14 protein-coding genes and 1 tRNA gene are annotated in these 21,282 nt (G+C 35.3%); 7 read left to right on the forward strand and 8 right to left on the reverse strand.

Annotation, left to right across the window (positions count from 1 at the left end; genetic code table 11):
• Nucleotides 1-92: 92 nt before the first annotated feature.
• Both ACNQGO_RS10585 and ACNQGO_RS10590 read left to right on the forward strand, forming a co-directional pair.
• Nucleotides 93-4,259 (forward strand): T9SS sorting signal type C domain-containing protein, encoded by a 4,167-nt coding sequence (locus ACNQGO_RS10585; protein WP_417985239.1) that lies wholly within the window; start codon nucleotides 93-95, stop codon nucleotides 4,257-4,259.
• 201 nt (nucleotides 4,260-4,460) lie between these two features.
• Entirely contained in the window at nucleotides 4,461-8,210 is a 3,750-nt protein-coding gene (locus ACNQGO_RS10590; RefSeq protein ID WP_417985240.1) for a delta-60 repeat domain-containing protein, read from the forward strand.
• Between the two features lie 171 nt (nucleotides 8,211-8,381).
• On the opposite strand, the gene bioB is transcribed toward ACNQGO_RS10590, so the two are convergent.
• The 7 genes from bioB to ACNQGO_RS10625 form a co-directional block, all read right to left on the reverse strand.
• The gene (gene bioB / locus ACNQGO_RS10595; protein WP_417985241.1) at nucleotides 8,382-9,467 is read right to left on the reverse strand and encodes a biotin synthase BioB; all 1,086 of its coding nucleotides are present in this window, start codon (nucleotides 9,465-9,467) and stop codon (nucleotides 8,382-8,384) included.
• A 257-nt stretch (nucleotides 9,468-9,724) separates the two neighbouring features.
• Nucleotides 9,725-10,180 (reverse strand): hypothetical protein, encoded by a 456-nt coding sequence (locus ACNQGO_RS10600; protein ID WP_417985242.1) that lies wholly within the window; start codon nucleotides 10,178-10,180, stop codon nucleotides 9,725-9,727.
• Between the two features lie 116 nt (nucleotides 10,181-10,296).
• Nucleotides 10,297-11,226, reverse strand: coding sequence for a bifunctional riboflavin kinase/FAD synthetase (locus tag ACNQGO_RS10605; RefSeq protein WP_417985254.1), 930 nt, complete (start codon nucleotides 11,224-11,226; stop codon nucleotides 10,297-10,299).
• 98 nt (nucleotides 11,227-11,324) lie between these two features.
• Nucleotides 11,325-13,364, reverse strand: coding sequence for a T9SS type A sorting domain-containing protein (locus tag ACNQGO_RS10610; RefSeq protein WP_417985243.1), 2,040 nt, complete (start codon nucleotides 13,362-13,364; stop codon nucleotides 11,325-11,327).
• A gap of 149 nt (nucleotides 13,365-13,513) precedes the next feature.
• Nucleotides 13,514-14,140, reverse strand: coding sequence for an aminoacyl-tRNA hydrolase (gene pth, locus ACNQGO_RS10615; protein ID WP_417944229.1), 627 nt, complete (start codon nucleotides 14,138-14,140; stop codon nucleotides 13,514-13,516).
• 307 nt (nucleotides 14,141-14,447) lie between these two features.
• Entirely contained in the window at nucleotides 14,448-15,059 is a 612-nt protein-coding gene (locus tag ACNQGO_RS10620; protein WP_309760455.1) for a 50S ribosomal protein L25/general stress protein Ctc, read from the reverse strand.
• Between the two features lie 131 nt (nucleotides 15,060-15,190).
• Nucleotides 15,191-16,132 (reverse strand): ribose-phosphate pyrophosphokinase, encoded by a 942-nt coding sequence (locus tag ACNQGO_RS10625; RefSeq protein WP_417968536.1) that lies wholly within the window; start codon nucleotides 16,130-16,132, stop codon nucleotides 15,191-15,193.
• 291 nt (nucleotides 16,133-16,423) lie between these two features.
• On the opposite strand from ACNQGO_RS10625, the gene ACNQGO_RS10630 reads away from it, so the two are divergent.
• Nucleotides 16,424-16,503: transfer RNA gene (locus tag ACNQGO_RS10630), tRNA-Leu, on the forward strand.
• 803 nt (nucleotides 16,504-17,306) lie between these two features.
• Here the strand turns inward: ACNQGO_RS10630 and ACNQGO_RS10635 are convergent.
• Nucleotides 17,307-17,654, reverse strand: coding sequence for a toxin-antitoxin system YwqK family antitoxin (locus ACNQGO_RS10635; protein WP_417979598.1), 348 nt, complete (start codon nucleotides 17,652-17,654; stop codon nucleotides 17,307-17,309).
• A gap of 227 nt (nucleotides 17,655-17,881) precedes the next feature.
• Between ACNQGO_RS10635 and aspS the strand changes: the two genes are divergently transcribed.
• The 4 genes from aspS (at nucleotide 17,882) to ACNQGO_RS10655 (ending at nucleotide 21,280) form a co-directional block, all read left to right on the forward strand.
• Nucleotides 17,882-19,627 carry an aspartate--tRNA ligase gene (aspS, locus tag ACNQGO_RS10640; protein WP_417944226.1) on the forward strand — a complete coding sequence of 582 codons (1,746 nt, stop codon included), beginning with the start codon at nucleotides 17,882-17,884 and terminating at the stop codon, nucleotides 19,625-19,627.
• Nucleotides 19,628-19,791: 164 nt separating this feature from the next.
• Nucleotides 19,792-19,986 (forward strand): cold-shock protein, encoded by a 195-nt coding sequence (locus ACNQGO_RS10645; protein ID WP_007137066.1) that lies wholly within the window; start codon nucleotides 19,792-19,794, stop codon nucleotides 19,984-19,986.
• A gap of 293 nt (nucleotides 19,987-20,279) precedes the next feature.
• A complete protein-coding gene (locus tag ACNQGO_RS10650) occupies nucleotides 20,280-20,645 on the forward strand; it encodes an NADH-quinone oxidoreductase subunit A (protein WP_417944225.1) in 366 nt (121 codons plus the stop codon).
• Between the two features lie 86 nt (nucleotides 20,646-20,731).
• The gene (locus ACNQGO_RS10655) at nucleotides 20,732-21,280 is read left to right on the forward strand and encodes an NADH-quinone oxidoreductase subunit B (protein ID WP_417944224.1); all 549 of its coding nucleotides are present in this window, start codon (nucleotides 20,732-20,734) and stop codon (nucleotides 21,278-21,280) included.
• Nucleotides 21,281-21,282: the final 2 nt, after the last annotated feature.

Here is a 21,282-nt window from a genome sequence, read left to right on the forward strand (position 1 = left end):
TTTAAAATATGTTGCTATTTTGTGTGTATTTACAAAATCTGAAATACTACTCCTAAATATAAAATAAGATTACCCTCTCATAACCCTCTCGTATGAATAAAAAATTACTTATCCTACTAGTTCTGTTTTTCAATTTTTATCTATCTCATGCCCAATGTTCTTATACAGGAACACCTCTCTCATCTGTGGGTACATATACGTTTTGTCTAGACAATGGTAATACGATAACAACTGCAAATTTAAAATCAGGTCAATATGCGTTAGTAAACGTAGTCCAAGGTTTTAGGTATAGTTTTGCTGTAGGAAATGTTTTTACTGGAAATGAAAACTTAACAATATTAAACGCAGCTAATGACTCAAATGTTGGAGTTGCGGGTTTTTCTACTGGCACTACTGGTACTACAATTGCAAACTGGACGTCTACGCTTTCTGGGCAAATAAAGGTTCTTTTGTCGAGAGATGCCTGTATAAATGATAATAGTACGGTTAGTGGAGCTATGACGATGAATTTAATAGCGGTAGGCAATGCTTTTGACGATCAGACAGCTTTTAGAACTAATCAATGGGTGGGACATGTTTACAACCATACTGATGGTCCCCCTCCTGGAGGTACAGTATCACCTGCATCACCTTCAATAACTACATCACCTTTTTTAAGTGCTAATTATGTTGGATATTATAATATAGCAACAGAAACTATTAATGAGGGTTTTGGTGGTAATACTGTTTGTTTTCCGGTAGTTTCTAACGGAACTATTAGGACTAATATTTATACAGAACTGTTCAGTATAAGGTACCGAATGAGATCAACTAGAGCAGCTGGTTGTTACATTTTGAATGTAAATGGTGATGATGGTGTCCGAGTTTATGTAGACGGTGTTTTGGTTTTTACCAAATGGTTTCAACAAGGTAATACATCTTATTGTAATAATTTGATAACTCTAAACGGAAATAGTGATATTATTTTAGATTACTATGAACATCAAGGAGGAAATGTTGTTGGTTTTAGTTTGACTCCTTTTGATGGATCAACGAATACAATAACGAGTTCAACAGATGTGAGAGTTTGCTCCAATACGGCATCTGCCATAACAGCATCAGATCTAGATTCTTGTACAGGCGGCGCAAATGGAGGAACTAGTTCTGTTTATCAGTGGCAATCTTCATCTGACAACATTAATTTCGTTGACATTTCAGGAGCAACGGCAAGAAATTATACTGTTCCTGGAGTGCCTGTTGCAGCTGCAGCAGCAAATAATGTTCGTTATTTTAGACGTTCGTTTAGACCTTCAGTAAGCAATGGTGCTGGTTGTGTATTTAATTCAAACGTAGTTACTGTAACCACAAGCGGTGCGGCTCCAGTAGCTCCCGTGGGAGTGGTAGGAAGTCAAAATCAATGTAAAACTTCATCAGGGACTTTTAGCGTTACGCCAGTAACAAATGCTGTGAGTTACATTTGGAGTACAACTGCGACAGGTTGGACGGTTACTCCAACAAGCAATGGTTCTTCCGCAACAGTATCATTTAATGCAACTGCAGCATCCGGGGATCTTCTAGTTTCAGCTACTAATGGTTGTGGAACGAGTACTAATTTTTCTTATCCTATTCAGGTGCGAGATTTACCGACAAGTGCTACAATATCAGGAAGTGCTTCGGTGTGCGTTGGGGCAACAGCTCCAGTTGTTACAATTTCAAATCCACAGGCATATAATGTGAATGTTACATACAATATCAATGGAGGAACAAATACAGTGGTCCTAGTAGGGGCAAATGCATCAGTCAACATACCAATTTCAACTTCAACAACAGGAAATTTTGTTTATAATCTTGTAAATGTATCAAATCCAAGTTCTACAAATTGCTCAACAAACTTAACTGGTAGTGCAACCGTAACAGTTGGAACAGCAATAGGAGATCAAATATCGTATGGTAACAATTCTTGGATAGGGTATGTCTATCCAGGTGCAAATCCAGAAAATAGTAACTTTAGTACGAATTTTGTAGGTAGCATTTCTCAATTAGAAACATTTGACTTAAATCTTGTTAATGCTTCTATTTCGGGGGCAGGTATATGTGGTTCTTATGCGGATAATTATGCTGTCCGTTTTAAAATGAATAGGAATTTGCCAGCAGGATGCTATACTTTTACCGTAGGTGCCGATGATGGGTATCGTTTAAGTTTAGATGGGGGTGCTACATATGTTATAAATGACTGGACTATACATGCATATCAAGAACTAACTTATTCAGTTTATCTTAGTGGGAATACCAATTTTGTTTTAGAGTATTTTGAAGCTGCGGGTCAGGCAAGAGTTCGGTTTTCGTCATCTTTCGTGCCTCTAGAAAAACCTATTGTAGCAACAACGGTTCAGCCAAATTGCATTATTACATCAGGAAGTGTTCGATTAACTGGTTTGCCTTCTGGTTCTTGGACAATAGTTAGAAGTGGCTCGTCAAGCGCTTCAATTACTGGTACAGGATCAGAAACAATCATCCCTGGTCTAGCACCTGGAACCTACGCCTTTGCTACAACAAGTGGGACTTGTACCTCTACGCCTACAGGAAATGTGGTAATTGATCCCGTAAATACTACAACCTATTCAGGATCTACTTGGTCAGTGACGCCTACTATTGATATGCTAGGTATTATAAATTCTATTACAGCTATAGCTACTAATGTGGAGCTTTGTAATTGTACGGTCAACACGGGTGTTGTTGCAACAGTTGCGTCAGGAGTTACACTTAAACTTCAAGATAAGCTTACTGTAAATGGGTCAGGTACATTGACATTTGAAGACGGTGCAAGTCTTGTACAAATTAATAATGTTGTTAATATTGGTAATATCAAGTACAAAAGGCTTACGACCCCAATACGAAATACAGATTATACCTATTGGTCTTCACCTGTGTTAGGATTTACATTAGGTGGTGTTTCACCAAGAACCTTAAATGGTAAATTTTATTCTTACGAAGTTGCGGCAGGATCAGAAGACTGGAAACAAGAATCATCTGCAACCATTATGTCGGTTGGAAAAGGATATATAGTTAGAGGGCCAGAGACAACAAATGGGATAGTGCCATGGCCTTTAGGTCAGTATCTTGCTACTTTTAATGGTGTTCCAAATAATGGAAACTATTCGATATCAGGTATTTTTCCTGATAAATCCTATCTAATAGGAAATCCTTATCCATCAGCATTGGATGCCAATAAATTTTTGACTGACAACGCAGGAGTTTTAGATGGAACTCTTTATTTCTGGACGCACAATACATCTATTGGTATAGGAGTATCTAACCCTGGCTCAGGAACTTTTGCTTATTCTGGCGATGATTATGCGTCGTACAATCTTACAGGAGGAACAGCAACTGCCGCTGCACCCAGTGATGCAGATAAATCAGCTACTAATCCGAATATCCCAACGGGTAAAATTGCTGCAGGACAATCCTTTTTTGCCAGTAGTAAAGTTTCCATAACAGGAAGTTCTATCTTGTTTGACAATACTATGAGAGTAGGTGTGGGTGCAATTATAGGTACGAATTCTCAGTTTTTTAGAACAACTAAAAATGCCAAAACAGCATCAGATGTTGAACAAAATAGGGTTTGGCTTAATTTATTTAACAATGAAGGTGCTTTTAAACAGGCTTTAGTGGGTTATGTGACAGGAGCAACAAATAACTTTGATAATGGATATGATGGTCAAACGTATGATGCAAATGAATTTGTAGATTTTTACAGTGTTAATCAAGAGAAAAATTTGGTTATTCAAGGTAGAGCATTGCCTTTTGACGAAAATGACGAAGTGCATTTAGGTTTTAGGTCTTCAGTAGCAGGAAACTTTAACATCGGAATCGATCAAACGGATGGAATATTAAAAGCGCAAAATATAGTTGTCGAAGATAAAGTACTAAATATTGTCCATGATTTAAAAATAGCACCTTACGCTTTTACCACTCAGGCAGGTACTTTTAATGATCGTTTTGTATTGCGTTTTACTCAAAAAACATTAGGGATTGATAATCTATCGCCACTTGAAAACACTATTATTATATCAAAATATAAAAATGAATTGAAAATAAAATCAGAAACTGAATCTATAGAACGAATCACAGTTTTTGATATACTTGGAAGAAAAATTTTCGATAAACAAAGTATTAACAGTGCCGAATATCGTATCCTAAGTAATACTATTACACAACAAATCCTGATTGTAAAAGTAATTTTAGGGGATGGAAATGTAATTACTAAAAAAATTATGTAAAAACTTACTTTGATTATAAGTAGAATAGGTATGTAAACCCAACTTGAATAAAATCAAGTTGGGTTGTTTGTTTGGTAAATATCACTAAATGTGGGTATTGCATAGTAATTTTATTGTCTCTAATTTAGGATTTTTATAAATCAAAGCTTAAATTTTATGGGTAGAAAAGTCCCGTAATAATGGCATAAAGTTCCTCTAAATTTGAAAATAGTTTTAGTATTTCTTATCATAGTATTTGGTTTTCCCCTTCAAAATAAGACGTATTCCCAGCAAGGAAAATCTGACTCCACATTTAACGTTTATGATGATGGTTTGCAAGGGGATGGTTTTGATAATACCGTTAGAACAGTTTCGGTACAATCCGATAATAAATTGATAGTAGGGGGCGATTATCTCAATTTTAACGGAACTGCAACTCCTTATTTATGTCGATTGTTTCAAGACGGTACTAAGGATACCTCCTTTAATTTAGGGACTAGTTTTAATGGTAAAGTGTACTGTTCTTTACTACAGCCAGACGGGAAAATACTTTTAGGAGGTGCATTTACTAGCTTTAATGGGGTAACGGCAAGCCGATTAATTCGACTGAATAATGACGGATCAATTGACGCAACTTTCAATACTCAGATAGCCGCCAGTAGTGGGATAGTGTATAGTTTAGCTTTGCAATCTAACGGGAGCATCATTGTTGCAGGGAGTTTTACAAAGTACAACGGAGTTACTGCAAATCGTGTTGTTAGGTTATTAGCTAGCGGCACTGTAGATACTGATTTTGTAATAGGATTAGGTGCTAGTGGTGTAGTAGAAGAAGTCCAGATGCAACCGGATGGCAAAATCATTCTTTCAGGATCTTTTGACTTTTTTAACGGAATAAGTAATAGTAAAATTATTAGACTAAATGCCGATGGTAGTCCAGATCCTTCATTTACAACAGGTGTGGGGTTCAATGCGACAGTGTCAGCTCTTGCGATACAGCCAGATGGAAAAATTATTGCGGGTGGGGATTTTGTAAGTTATAACGGAAATACGGCTAATAAAATTATTCGTTTAAATACGGACGGATCAATTGATGGAACTTTCGTTTCTGGTCTGGGGTTTAGTTCGGGTGTAGTTGAGGTTATTAAATTGAGTGCAATTGGATTTATTGCGGTTGGAGGTTCGTTTACAGGTACTTATAATGGAGTTGATGTAAATAGAATGATCGTTTTAAATCCGTTAGGAATCATGGATCCCTTATTTGATATTGGGGCTGGTCCATTTTCTGCATCAGTGTTGGATCTTGCAGTTGCAGGAGATAGTTCTTGGTATATAGCAGGTTCTTTCTCTGTTTTTGATTCGCAAAATCAAGGACGTTTGGCTAAAGTTGATCCATTTGGAGCTTTAGATATTGCATTTCTTACTGCTGGAGTAGGTTTTGACAATTCGGTTTTGAAGGTGCTGGCGTTATCCGATAATAAAACGATGGCATTTGGTAATTTTACTAAATTTAATGGTATCTTTTGTAACAGAATAGCACGATTGGCGGATGATGGTTCAATCGATTCTACATTTAATAGTGGTGGTATTGGTGCAAATAATACTGTGCGAAGTGCCCTTTTGCAACCAGACAATAAAGTTGTTATCGCTGGAACTTTCACATTTTACAACGGTTTACTTGCTAATAGAATAGCAAGAGTTTTGTCTACTGGGATGTTAGATCCAAGCTTTATAACTGGAATTGGTGCTAATAATATTATTTATGCACTTGCATTACAACCTGATGGTAAAATAATTATAGCAGGAAATTTTACAAGCTACAATGGAATAGTAGTGAATAGAATTGCTCGATTATTACCCGATGGAAGTATTGACCTTGCTTTTATCACAGGTCTTGGAGCCGATGCTATTGTCGAAGCCGTCGTGCTTCAGCCAGACGGAAAAATAGTATTGGGTGGCCGTTTCACAACCTTTAATACTTATTCGTGTAATCGAATAGTTCGCTTAAATTCAGATGGAAGTATTGATTCTAGTTTTTCGGTAGGCAGTGGTTTTGATAAAAACGTATATGCTTTAGCTTTCCAATCTGATAATAAATTGATTGTTGGAGGGGCATTTTTAACGTATAAAGGTCTCTCCGCAAAGAGAATCCTGAGACTAAATGGCGACGGAAGTTTAGATGTAACTTTCAATTCTGGTGCTGGTCTTAGTAGTGGTGACGTGAGATGTATTTTGGTTCAACCCGATGATCGGATGTTAGTAGGAGGTACTTTCTCTGGAACGTATAATGGTATTGCTGTAAAACGAATGCTAAGATTACTCTCATCTGGAGTTTATGATCCAACCTTTTTAGTAAATTTAAACGGCTCGTTGTATACTGCTTGTTTTACGGTAAATCATATAGTAATTATCGGGGGAAGTTTCAATTCTGTTTCTGGCATAACAAAGCATAGGGTTGCCCGTATTAAATTGTGTACCAATAGTACTATATGGAACGGAATAGCTTGGGATAATGGATTGCCATCAGAAGAAAGAACACTTATTTTTAATGGTAGTTACACGCCTATTTCCACTATAAATGCATGTTCATGTTCTATTAGTTCAGGAAATACAGTGACTGTTGCAAATGGAAATACTTTGGGTTTAGTTTTTGATTATTCGGGTGCGGGTACCTTGATTTTAGAAAACAATGCGGCACTTTATCAGTCAGAAGATCAAGTTATCAATACGGGAATTATTCTGCTAAAGCGGAAAACGACACCAATCCTGAAAATGGATTATACCTACTGGTCGACTCCTGTTGTAAATCAAAAATTGATTGATGTTTCACCCAATACACGTTTAGATAAGTTTTATTCATTTAATGCGGGATTAGATTCTTGGTTAAATGAGGATGCAAATGCCGTAATGACATTAGGAAAAGGATATATTATACGTGGCCCAGAATCTTTTTCGGATTCAGGTACTGCCATTCACGAAGCGGTATTTACTGGTGTTCCTAATAATGGACTTGTAACCTTGCCTATCGGTGCTTCAGGTACGTCGAATCTAGTTGGAAATCCTTATCCCTCAGCTCTTGATGCCAATTTATTTTTAATTGAAAACAGTATTAATTTAGATGGAACCATATATCTCTGGACACATAATACTGCAATAACTAATAATTTATATACTTCGGATGATTATGCAACATATAATCTGCTGGGAGGTGTTGGTACGAATGCAGCGTTGAGTTCAGGTGTGAGTAATTCAAAACCGGACGGGAATATAGCCTCTGGCCAATCTTTTTTTGTTACAAGTATAAATAATACTGGTGACTTAAAGTTTAATAATTCCATGCGGCTAATTGGACAGAATTCTAGTTTTTTTAGATTTAATGGGGACAAGAAAGCAAAACAAAATGAGGTTGAGAAGCATCGAATTTGGTTGAATTTATTTAATAATCAAGGCGCCTTTAAGCAAATATTAGTGGGTTACGCAAATAGAGCAACAAATGGATTAGATGCCTCATTTGATGGAGAAAGTTTTAATGGTAACCAATATTTAGATTTTTATAGCATTATTGAGGATAAGCATTTAGCAATTCAAGGTAGAGCTCTGCCTTTTGCTACAACAGATGAAATAAAATTAGGATATTCCACAACAATAGCGGGTTCATTTACAATCAAAATAGACCAGACTGATCCATTGTTTTTGGGTCAAAATGTTTTTATTGAAGATAAATTTAATAATACTATTGTTAATTTAAAAAACGAAAATTTCACTTTTACTACTAACCTAGGAGTTTTCAATGATCGTTTTGTGTTGCGTTTTATGGATAAGACTTTGGCATTGAATGATCTTGTAAAAGACAATGAATCAGTTGTAGTGTTTCGTAAAAACGAGCAGTTGATCATACATTCAAATAAAGAAATATCTATTCAATTGCAATACATGATTTGGCGGGACGAAAAATGTTCGCTAAAAACAATATAAATGAAATGGATTTTTTGGTTTCTACCGTAAAAGCTAAAAATCAAGTAGTTTTGGTAACAATACTTCTTCAAAATGGTCTGTCAATGGTTCGGAAGGTAATTTATTAATTTGACTTCATAAAAAAACCACCTGTTTTAAACAGATGGTTTGTATGATAAAGGGACTCTAAATTTATTTTTCTTTGCCAGATGCTTCAAGATTTCGTTCAATTGTATGTCCTGGTCTTGACCATTTTGGTTTTTCACCTAATGGGGAAAATTGAGAGTCTTCAGCTTCAACGGTTTGTGGTTGAGAGACTTTTGTGAAAGGTTTTTGTGGATTCAAACCTAACATTTCAAACATTTTCATGTCTTCATTTACATCAGGATTTGGTGTAGTCAATAATTTATCTCCTGCAAAAATAGAATTTGCACCAGCAAAAAAGCACATGGCTTGCCCTTCACGACTCATGTTCATTCTCCCGGCTGATAAACGCACTTGAGTTTCTGGCATGATGATTCTCGTGGTCGCTACCATTCGTATCATTTCCCAAATTTCAACTGGTTTTTCCTCTTCCATAGGAGTGCCCTCCACGGCAACCAAAGCATTAATTGGTACTGATTCAGGTTGTGGGTTCAAAGTAGAAAGTGCTACCAGCATTCCGGCTCTATCTTCGATACTTTCACCCATACCAATTATTCCTCCGCTGCATACGGTAACATTCGTTTTACGAACATTTTCTATGGTTTGCAAACGGTCTTCAAATCCGCGTGTTGAAATCACTTCTTTATAATACTCTTCTGAGGTGTCTAAATTATGGTTGTAGGCATACAATCCTGCTTCCGCTAATCGGTGTGCTTGATTTTCAGTTATCATTCCTAGGGTACAGCAAACCTCCATGTCAAGCTTGTTGATCGTTCGTACCATTTCAAGCACTTGGTCAAATTCGGGGCCGTCTTTTACGTTTCTCCACGCTGCTCCCATACATACACGCGAGGAGCCACTGGATTTTGCTCGTAAAGCTTGCGCTTTTACTTGACTAACAGACATTAAATCATTGCCTTCAATTTCAGTATGGTAACGCGCTGCTTGCGGACAGTAACCACAGTCCTCAGGACATCCGCCTGTTTTTATGGATAATAAGGTAGAAACTTGAACCACGTTTGGATCGTGGTGTTCTCTATGGATTGAAGCTGCTTCAAAAAGCAAATCCATCATGGGTTTATTGTAAATGGCGATAATTTCGTCCTTCGTCCAATTGTGTTTTGTAATACTCATCGATGCACTTTTTTAGTGTCCCAAAAGTAGTTAAATTGTTCTAAAGAAGCAATGCAATACCATCGAAAAGGAATTTAAGTACTATTTTAGTTGAGGCATGGCATTATGTGAATCATAGGATTAGTCGGTACATAATTTTTGATGTGTAATAATCCTCTTCTGTTACTCACAGCTTAGTATTTACCATCTGAACTGCGTATGAGAATTTATGGATTGTGATCGAGTTGCTAAAAGATTATTTGCAACCCTAATTTGTTTTAAGATTTGCTTCCATGTTTGTCAGAGGAATATTTGGTATCCCAATATAAAAGTAGCATGAAAGTTACTATTATTGCTGAGCTAATTCCTTCAAATAACAAAGAGATAGAATACGTCATTACAGATGGTTCACCACCAAACAAGAAGGTTTTAGATAATGATCCAATATATTTTTCTCCACCTTTTGCAAAACTATATGCAACTAAGGCGGCTATGCTCAAGATAACTCCTATCAAAGATGTTGCTAATGCAGATACAGAATTACTCGCTAAATTAGTTTTTCCTTCTGCAAAATTAGATTTAAGAGTTCTATTCGTACCATAAAAAATAAAAAGCACGTTAAAAACACGAAGAATATAAATGTCAGCAAGACCCAAAAGTTCCATGATTAAGAAATAGATTCCAATTCCTAGTATTATAATGAGTCCGTTTATTAGTTCTTTGGGAAGTTTCATAACAAGCATTTTTAAAAGTTGAAAAACAATATTTTTTGAATAAAAAATGTATTATTTTCAAATTTAAAGAAAAAAAGGTAATGTTTTATGAAAATTAAGAAACATTTTACACTTAATTAAAATGTGTTCAAGTAGCTTAATGCCGCTTTTTTGTCTTTTTGGAGCTGTGCTTTTAGAAGCGTTATCGAGTCGAATTTTTGTTCTGAACGCAATCGATGCAAAACAAAAACACTAATTTTTTGATTGTATAAATCAGCGTTAAAGTCAAAATAATGAATTTCTATTGTTTGAGTTTCGCCCTTTACTGTTGGGTTAAACCCGATGTTCATCATCCCAAAAACGATTTGCTCATTAATAGTACTTTTTACAATATAAACGCCATTTTGTGGTATTAATTTATAGTCTTCTGCGATCTCTAAATTAGCAGTTGGAAAATCTATGGTTCTTCCCAGCTGTTTGCCTTGAATAATATTTCCTGTTAGAAAATAATCATAACCTAAGTAATCATTTGCTAGATCCATATCGCCGGCAGTCAAAGCATTTCTGATCTTTGTAGAACTCACAGAAATATCATTTATTTCTTGAACGGATATTTGTTCTACTGCAAAACCATATTCTTTGCCATAGCCAATAAGATCATCAATATTTGCTGTTCTATTTCTTCCAAATCTGTGATCGTGACCAATAATTATTTTTTGGATCCGTAAGCGGTCTACTAGAATGTTACGTACAAATTCTTCAGCGGTTAGTCTCGAAAACGCTTCGTCAAACGGATGTATGACTAGATTTTCTATGCCTATTTGTTCTAACAAATCAATTTTTTCGTCAATTGTGTTGAGCAACTTAATGTCAGAATGATCTTGAAGTACCATTCTAGGATGTGGAAAAAAAGTAAGAACCAAACTTTCGTATTTTTGATTTTCCGTATTTTTGGTTATTTTTTTTAGGATTTTTTTATGCCCAATATGTACTCCATCAAAAGTGCCTAAGGTTAATATTGTTTTTTTTGTGGAGTTGAAATCGTTTATAGAGTGAAAAATCTTCAAAGCAAGTGTTTTATAATGGTACAAATTTAAGGTATCCATTTGATAAAACTAAAAAAGGACCGAAAACTTCAATCCTTTTTTTGTTCATTTTATGTTATTTATTTTTTTATAAACCGAATTGTTTTTGTTTCGGATTGATTTTTTGATAGTTTTAAAAAATAAATCCCTTGTGTTAGATTGGAAACATTAATACTAAGGTCAGCTTCTGAGTCTATTTTTTTAGCTTTTATAATTTGGCCTAAAGTGTTAATGATGGTATAGTTCTCTGGAATGTCTAATTTATTTTCAACAGCAATTTGTAATAAATTAGAGGTAGGGTTAGGATACAGATAAACGGAACTTTCACTTTCGAATTCATTTGTTGCAAGTGAATTATTGCTGAATTTCGTTGTTTCTGATCCGGTGAAATTTCCTCCCGAAACGATTATGTCTCCAGACGGTGTTTGTAAAGAATAAGATCCTGCTCCGTAATCACAACAGATACCATCTCCTCCGCTATCATAAATGGAGAATGTATAACAATCATTACTAGAAAGGTTAAAGGTTTCTGTTATTAAAGCAGGAAGTGGCTCTGTCCGTGTGGTATTAGTAAATGGTCCGCCTTTGTACAAAACAACGCCTGCAGTATTTTTTAATTCCCAGGTAATTTCTTTTCCGTAGTAGTCTTGCTGTAGTGAAAAGTTTACAGTATTAGAGGTATAGTTTACAGTATTTAAAAGTTCAAAATCTATATTGCTACTGTTGTTTGCAGTGTTTTGATCTGTTGTGCCGTTAGTACTTAGTATCGTAGCGTTAAAATTATGAACTCCTGTGGCTGATGTGATGCTGCTTAGGGTGACGTTTTGTGATTGATTATTAGCCAGAGTCCCCGTCCAGTTGTATGTTTGTAAATTTTGGTTGTCAACGCCGTAACGAATTGAGGCTTGTTTCAAAGGAGCAGTTCCTTTATTTGTTATTTTTATTCGTGGTAAAAATGTTTTGCTACAATTAATGTTTAAATTAATAACTAATGTCGTCGCATCATTTGTAAGCAGGATTCCAGGTGTCAGTGCGTCTGAAGTTTTTAATGATGCCCTTCGTGCGGAATTATTCATAACGGTGATCATTCTGTTTTTTTGATCGGTGGTAAAAATGTTCATACAAGTGTCATTTGTATAATCCATGTAATTTTCAATCATGTCTAACCCGGGAGAATCTATACAGGAGTCAGCCCCTTTAGGGCAACCATAGTTTTCTTGACCTGCATTTGGAGTATCTGCACAAAAATCATCTACTGTGCAGTCCCCATCTCCCCAAATATGGCGCAACCCTAACCAATGACCGACTTCATGGGTAGTAGTTCTACCGCCGTCATATCGAACTGCATAGGTACCACTAGGAAAATAGGCGGATGAACCAAAAAAAGAATACCCAATTACAACGCCATCAGTACTAGCTGGGCCTCCATTTACATTGATACCAGTTAGGGTAGAGTTACTTGGAAATTGTGCATATCCTAATAGGGAGCCGGCTGAAAATTTAACTACCCAGATATTTAAGTACTTGTCAGGATTCCAAACAGTTAATGGCTTTACCATAGTGTCTATATCATCTGTAGACCAGCTTACTTGTTCTAAGTCAACGCGGTCAATGCCATTTGTTAAAACTCCAGAGGGGTCTCTTTTTGCTAAAGCAAATTCAATCTCAACATCTGCTCCTACAGGATTTGTGTTAAAGCCGGGTGTTGCTGATTTTCTCCTAAAATCCTCGTTTAAGACTTGTATTTGAGAAATTACTTGCTCGTCAAAAATATTTTCGTCAGTTCCTATTAGATCTCCGTTATGAATAACATGTACTACAACAGGAATTGTGATTACGGCATTGACTCTGGAACCTTTAGGTGCATTTTTCCTTATTTCTTTTTCAAGAGCAATTTTTGGAGTAATCCATTGTTCGAATTCAGAATTTGACAATCTATTGGGGTTTTTAGACTTCAAGTATTCTTCATATTCCGTGCTAGCGCAACGAATGACTTCTCCTGTTTTGATAACTTTGTTCTTGCCAAAAAGGGAAACTTCGGTAGTGTTGTTTACTTGCGCAAACGAATTATGAGCTGAAAAAAATAGGCAAAATAGTAGTATGAAAGTAATTTTTTTCATGGTATCGTTTTTTAATTGCTTTTACAATTTGGGGTGTAAAGTGCTGTTTTTCTATAAATCATTGAATAATGCACTAAAATTAATTATTATTACGCTCTAATACAAATTAATTCAAAGTCCATTTTGTTGGTATACAGAAAAGTAATGGTTTATTTTCCGTTAAAAGTAGTCATTGTGTTTTCTAAACCAGCTGTTCCAAATGATTTTATGATTTCTGAAGCCAATTCTAATCGTTCTGGTAGTGCTAGTTTTTCTGCGTCATCCCATTCACCAAGAACATAATCTACTTGTTTTCCTTTTTTGAATTCATCACTGATGCCAAAGCGAAATCGCGTATAGTTTTGTGTGTTCAGAACAAGATTAATATTTTTTAAACCGTTATGTCCGCCATCACTTCCTTTTGGTTTGATGCGAACTGTTCCAAAAGAAAGGTTTAAATCATCTGTAATGATAAAAATATTTTCTAAAGGAATATTTTCTTTATCCATCCAGTATTGAACGGCTTTGCCGCTTAAGTTCATATAGGTATTCGGTTTAAGCAGCAAGAAAGTTCTGCCTTTGAATGCGTATTTAGCTAGTGTACCAAGTTTTACGGTTTCAAAAGTGACATTCTCTTTCTTTGCTAAAAAATCAACTATTTTAAAACCTATGTTGTGTCTTGTATTTACGTATTCTGAACCGATATTGCCTAGTCCTACGATTAAAAATTTCTTCATATTGGGTATTTTATCTTCTGCTTTTTCAATTGAAAACAGTTTGTTTATCCATTTTATCATGCTGCAAAAGTAAACTTAATTCGAATAGTTGGCCTATTACATTTTTAGAAAATCGCGATTGAAAACATACTATTTTTTGATAGCCCTGATGGAAGTGGCATCCTTTTTTTATGTACCCGAACAGGGTAGATAAAAAAAGATACAACGGACAGCAGGAGGAGTCGTGTTTTGTATTGAGATATTGGTGCTCCTAATACTAAGAAATGGGATAATAAGTTTGCTTCGTCCTTTGCCATTAAAAAAAATTATGAGCATAAAAAAAGCGCCAGTTGTAAAACTGGCGCTTTCTTGAATGATGGAAAAAATATTATTTTTTCTTTCCTTTCGCAGGTGCTTTTGCTGCTTTTGCCGCTTCTTGAGCCGCTTTCATAGCCGCACGAGAAATCTTCACTTGACAGATAACAGTGTTGTCTGGGTGCATGATTTTGAAGTTTGGTGTTGGCACTTTTGTAACGTACAATTTGTTACCCATATCAAGTGGTGTAATGTCAGCTTCAACAAAATCTGGAAGATCTTTTGGTAAAGCTCTCACTTTTAATTTACGAGTATTTAAACGTAAATCTCCACCTGCCATAACTCCTTTTGAGTTACCAATGATTTTCACTGGAACTTCCATAGTGATTTCTTTGTCGTCAAAGATTTGAAAGAAGTCAATGTGTAAAATCTTGTCAGACACTGGGTGAACTTGAATGTCTTGTAAAATAGCGTTAAATGATTTTCCTTTTCCAAGATCGATCTCAACTGTGTGAGCGTTTGGAGTGTAAACCAAGTTTTTGAAAGCCATAACTTCTGCTGAGAAATGAACTGCCTGATTTCCTCCGTATAATACGCAAGGAACCAATCCAGCATTACGTAGGGCTTTAGTTGCTACTTTGCCCACGCTTTCTCTTTCTGATCCTTTAATTGTAATCGATTTCATTGTAAAAAAATATAGTTATTAAATAATTATTCATGCTTTAGGCAATAAGCTTGAAGCTTTATGCAAATGTAATACGTTTTAGGCGATCTCAAAATGCTTTCGGCTTAAAGCCTTTTGCATAGTGCCAAATACTACATTATAAACTTTCCACTAATGGAATTGTTGTGGTGCACCATGTGCATAACTTCAGCAAAAAGAGGTGCACAACTGAGCACTCTTATTTTGTTTGATTCCTTCTTTAACGGAATAGAATCGGTCACTATTAATTCGCTTAATTGCGATTTCTCTATTTTTTCGTATGCATCGCCAGATAAAATGGCGTGTGTACATATTGCTCTAACACTTAAAGCCCCTTTTTCGATCATTAAATCTGCGGCTTTCGCCAAAGTTCCTCCGGTATCTATCATGTCATCTACTAGGATTACATTTCTACCTTTTACCTCACCAATTAATTCCATGGTATCGATAATATTTGCTTCTTTTCTTTGTTTGTAACAAATTACAACATCTGACTCTAAAAATTTAGAATACGCATACGCTCTTTTTGAACCTCCCATGTCTGGCGAAGCGATTGTCAAATTGTCTAAACCTAGACTTTTTACATAGGGTAAAAAGATAGTCGAAGCAAAAAGATGATCTACCGGTTTTTCAAAGAATCCTTGAATTTGATCGGCATGCAAATCCATTGTCATTACTCGTGTTGCGCCTGCTGCATCTAATAAATTAGCTACTAGTTTAGCTCCTATCGGAACCCTTGGCTTGTCTTTTCTATCTTGTCTTGCCCAACCAAAATAAGGAATTACCGCTGTTATGTGTCTGGCTGATGCACGTTTTGCGGCATCAATCATTAATAACATTTCCATCAAATTATCAGCTGTTGGAAAAGTAGAGCAAACAATAAAAACGCGTAAACCTCTAATAGATTCTTCGTAAGAAGGTTGAAACTCACCGTCACTGTATTTTGACATGGTGATTTTTCCTAATGGGATTCCGTATTCCTTTGCTATTTTCTCAGCAAGATAAACACTTTGCGAACAAGCAAAAATTTTAGCTTCTGGTTCTAGGTGTGACATTTAGTTGTTGTTTTATTTCCGATTTTTTTACTTTCGAGAAGGTTTTGTGCTTTTGCATTGCCCCGAATTCTGTATTAGCCTCGAATATAGTTAGTTGTGTGTGTTGTGTTTTAACGAGGTGCAAATTTATAAAATTTATTCAACTCTGAAAGGAAAAATTAAGTATTTTTAGTAGCACATTTAATATTATTTTTTACATTTGCACCGTGTTAAAGGAATTGATGGTTGATTTAAACACAATTACATCTTTTATTGCGTTGAGATAACTGTCGTTATTTCATGTCTAGCTAAGCCCGGATGGCGGAATTGGTAGACGCGCTGGTCTCAAACACCTGTGGGAAACCGTGCCGGTTCGACTCCGGCTCCGGGTACTTAAAAACCTCGTAATCGATTGATTACGAGGTTTTTTTATTTTTATCGGGGACCAAAAAGTGGACGATTTTAAAATTCTCTTAAGTGCAGGTATTATTTGTTTTTACTAGAAATAGTTAAGATGTATAAAAGAAATTAAAGTATTAGAGGGAAGGTGTTATTTCTATATTGTTGCTAAAGCTGCAATCAATGGCCTAATGAGTTTCAAACTGTTGTTGATTAGTTACTATGAATGTATTCATTATAACCAATCGGATTCATTGTATAAATTAACGCTTTGTTTTTCTATTTTTAATCTACTCATTTTGTTTTCGGGACTCTTTTCCTGAATTAAGTTGTTGCTAAATTATAGGTGATGACTATAAGAGGTGTTAAAACAAATGGTCTAGAAATAAATCCAACAATGTCTTTAATGTGGCTCACTTTTACGTGAAGAAATGTAATTGTTTTATCTAGATGGTGCAACTTTCTACTATCTTTTGGTAGATGGCTTAATGCAGAAACAATTTATCTAATATATTTTAATGTGTTTGTATTAAATCATTAGTCCTTAGATTTAGTGTAGTCTCTTGATTGAGCTGTAAGCGCTCGTAAAAGGATTTGACAAATAGTATTATCATGAATTTTCAAATAATAGAAATTCTTTTATAACCTATTTTATTTGTTCAGCTGTAAGTTTATTTTGTTTTAATAATTCTCAAAGGTCTATTTCAAAGACTCCTTTTGTGTAGTAATTAAAAATTATAAGCACAAAAAAAGCTTTCGAATGATCGAAAGCTTTTTTGTATTTGAATGAGAATTTTTAATCTCTAGTTACTAATGCATCTTGTTTCCAAGTTTTAACAGAAGCAATTTTGCTGTTAGAGTAGTCTACCTCGTTTAGGTTTTTACCATTCCAGAACAACCATTTCCCAGTTTTCACACCGTTGTCATAAGTAGCAACTGATGATTTATTTCCGTTCTCGTCATATGAAATCCAAGTTCCGTCAAGTTTTCCATTTTTAAAGAAACCTTCTTGTTGTACTTTCCCATTTTCAAAATAGTATGTTGTTTTTACTAATTGACCTACTGCTTCTAATTTTGGGTTGTTTTCTTGAGCAAAAATTGTTCCTGTGAAAAGTATTGCAATTAAAAAGATATATTGTTTCATGATGTTTGGGTTTTTAAATTCATATCAGCTTAACAAATATATAAAGTATTTTACAATAAAAAAACTTTTAGTTAACAATTTGGTAACATTGACCTAAAATTTAACATTGGAAACTAAATTTGCTTTTGTGTGGACTGCTAAATTTTGCTTTTTGGCAATTCATTATTCATAATTAGTCCTAAATTTGCATCCGAGCCCAAAGGGCTAAATAAATTAAAATCTAGAACATGTATAGAAGTCATAACTGTGGCGAGTTGAACGCCTCACATATTAATACAGAAGTTACTCTTGCTGGTTGGGTGCAGAAATCCCGTGATAAAGGTTTCATGAATTGGGTTGATTTACGCGACCGTTATGGAATTACTCAACTTATTTTTGATGAAGGTCGCTCTAATCAAGACGTTTTTGAATTAGCAAAAACACTTGGTCGTGAATTTGTAATTCAGGTAAAGGGAACTGTTATTGAGCGTGAGGCCAAAAATAAAAATATAGCTACAGGAGATATCGAAATTTTAGTTACCGAATTAAATATTCTAAATGCATCGCTTACGCCTCCTTTTACAATAGAAGACGAGACAGATGGAGGTGAAGATATCCGAATGAAATACCGTTACCTAGACATTCGAAGAAATCCAGTAAAAAACAGTTTGCTTTTTCGTCATAAAGTAGCAATGGAAGTGCGTAAATATTTATCTGATTTGGATTTTTGTGAGGTAGAAACACCTTATTTGATAAAATCTACACCAGAGGGAGCTAGGGATTTTGTTGTTCCTTCTCGAATGAATGAAGGACAGTTTTATGCTTTACCACAATCGCCACAAACCTTTAAACAGTTGTTGATGGTGGGTGGAATGGATAAATATTTCCAAATCGTGAAATGTTTCCGTGACGAAGATTTGCGCGCAGACAGACAGCCAGAATTTACACAAATTGATTGTGAAATGGCTTTTGTGGAGCAAGAAGATATTTTAAATGTTTTTGAAGGATTGACTAGACATTTATTAAAAGAAATAAAAGGTATCGAAGTAGAAAAGTTCCCAAGAATTACCTACAATTATGCTATGAAAACCTATGGAAATGACAAACCGGATATCCGTTTCGGAATGGAATTTGGCGAATTGAATGAAGTAGCGCAACACAAAGAATTTCCTGTGTTCAATGCTGCAGAATTAGTGGTTGGTATTGCTGCGCCTGGCGTTGGTAATTATACACGCAAGGAAATAGATGCTTTAATTGACTGGGTGAAGCGTCCTCAAGTGGGAGCAACAGGAATGGTTTATGTTAAATGTAATGAAGACGGAACCTATAAATCATCAGTAGATAAATTCTACGATCAAGATGATTTAGAACAATGGGCAAAAATTACTGGGGCAAAGGTCGGCGATATGATTTTTGTTTTATCTGGACCATCTGACAAAACTAGAGGGCAATTAAGTGCTTTGCGTATGGAAATAGCTACTCGATTAGGCTTGAGAAATCCAGCTGAGTTTGCACCACTTTGGGTTGTTGACTTTCCATTATTAGAATTAGACGAAGAAAGCGGAAGATGGCATGCTATGCACCATCCATTTACTTCTCCAAAACCAGAGGACATGGCTTTGTTGGCTACGAATCCGGGTAAAGTTCGCGCTAATGCATACGATATGGTTTTGAATGGAAATGAAATTGGCGGTGGATCGATTCGTATTCACGATAAAGCCACGCAACAATTAATGTTTAAATATTTAGGTTTTACTGAGGAAGAAGCAAAAGCGCAATTCGGATTCTTGATGGACGCATTCCAGTTTGGTGCGCCACCTCACGGAGGTTTAGCTTTTGGTTTAGACAGATTAGTAGCTATTTTAGGCGGTCAAGAAACTATAAGGGACTTTATTGCATTTCCAAAGAATAACTCAGGAAGGGATGTTATGATCGATGCGCCATCTGTAATTGATGATGCTCAATTAAAGGAGCTTCATATTAGATTGGCTTAATCAATATCAGTGTCTAATTTAGGTTAGTATAGTAAAAAAGAAGTGGTGGATATTGATAGAAAACGTTCAAAATCAATATTTTTACAAAATAAAAACAGAAGAATGTCTTTCGTATTGTAATATATATTACATTTGCTACATTATAAATTATTATTACAATTACAATGCGTACAGGTACAGTTAAATTTTTCAATGAGTCTAAAGGTTACGGATTCATTACAGACGAAGAAACAGGAAAAGACATTTTTGTTCATGCATCAGGAATCAACGCGGAAGAATTGCGCGAAGGTGACAGAGTTAGCTATGAAGAAGAAGAAGGAAGAAAAGGAAAAGTTGCTGCGAAAGTAGCAGTTATCTAAGCATAAAAATTAATTTTTTTTGCCTACGAATGTTTAAGAAAACGTTCCGATTTTTTCGGGGCGTTTTTTTTTGTTGCAATTTTTCAATCTCGTATAAAATCTCCTGTAATTTTCAAAATCTGAAAATGATTAACATTAAACATGTCTTAATACAATATTCTTCGCTTATTTATAATTGATAAAAATTGTAAATTTACATCGTTGTAGTTGCAATGTATTTAGGACTTTTTATTGTTATTTAATAATTTGAAAGTTATCTTTGTGCCCTATATTTATTCAAAAAAATCGATACTATGCAATCCGATCAATTAAATTATATTCCAATTTTAATGCAGTTTGTTCTTGCTGTAGGATTTGTTGTGGGAACCATTATAGTTTCAGGAAAACTAGGTCCAAAAAGATTATCTGAAGTAAAAGGCAAAAATTTTGAATGTGGTATTGAATCTGTTGGAAATGCAAGAATACCATTTTCGGTAAAGTATTTCCTTGTAGCTATATTATTTGTTTTGTTTGATGTGGAAGTGATTTTCTTGTATCCATGGGCAATCAATTTCAAGGAATTGGGAATGGAAGGAATGGTTAAAATGGTAATTTTTATGCTTTTGCTTTTGGTGGGTTTTTTCTACATCATCAAAAAGAAAGCATTAGAGTGGGAATAAAGATTTATTTTAAATGTTGAATTCTAAATTTTAAATGGTTTCATTTTAATTTCTAATTCAAAATTTCTAATTCAAAATTATAAAAAATGAGTGATTCAAATATAAATATGGTTGCCCCTCCAGAAGGTGTTGTTGGTGAAGGTTTCTTCGCTACAAAACTGAATGATGTTGTTGGATTGGCTCGTGCAAATTCATTGTGGCCTTTGCCTTTTGCAACATCTTGTTGCGGAATTGAATTTATGGCAACAATGGCTTCGCATTACGATTTGGCGCGATTTGGTTCAGAACGTGTAAGTTTTTCACCTCGTCAAGCGGATATGTTGATGGTAATGGGTACGATTTCAAAGAAAATGGCGCCTATATTACGTCAGGTTTACGAACAAATGTCAGAGCCTCGTTGGGTAATTGCTGTTGGAGCTTGTGCTTCTTCAGGTGGAATTTTTGATACGTATTCGGTTTTACAAGGAATTGATAAAGTAATTCCCGTAGATGTTTACGTTCCCGGATGTCCGCCAAGACCAGAACAAATTGTTGACGGAGTTATGAAATTGCAAGAGTTGGTGCGAACAGAATCAGTAAGAAGAAGAAGTTCTCCAGAGTACCAACAACTATTAGCTTCTTATAATATCAAATAAAT

Source organism: Flavobacterium frigidum, from assembly GCF_048286735.1.
Lineage (GTDB): Bacteria > Bacteroidota > Bacteroidia > Flavobacteriales > Flavobacteriaceae > Flavobacterium.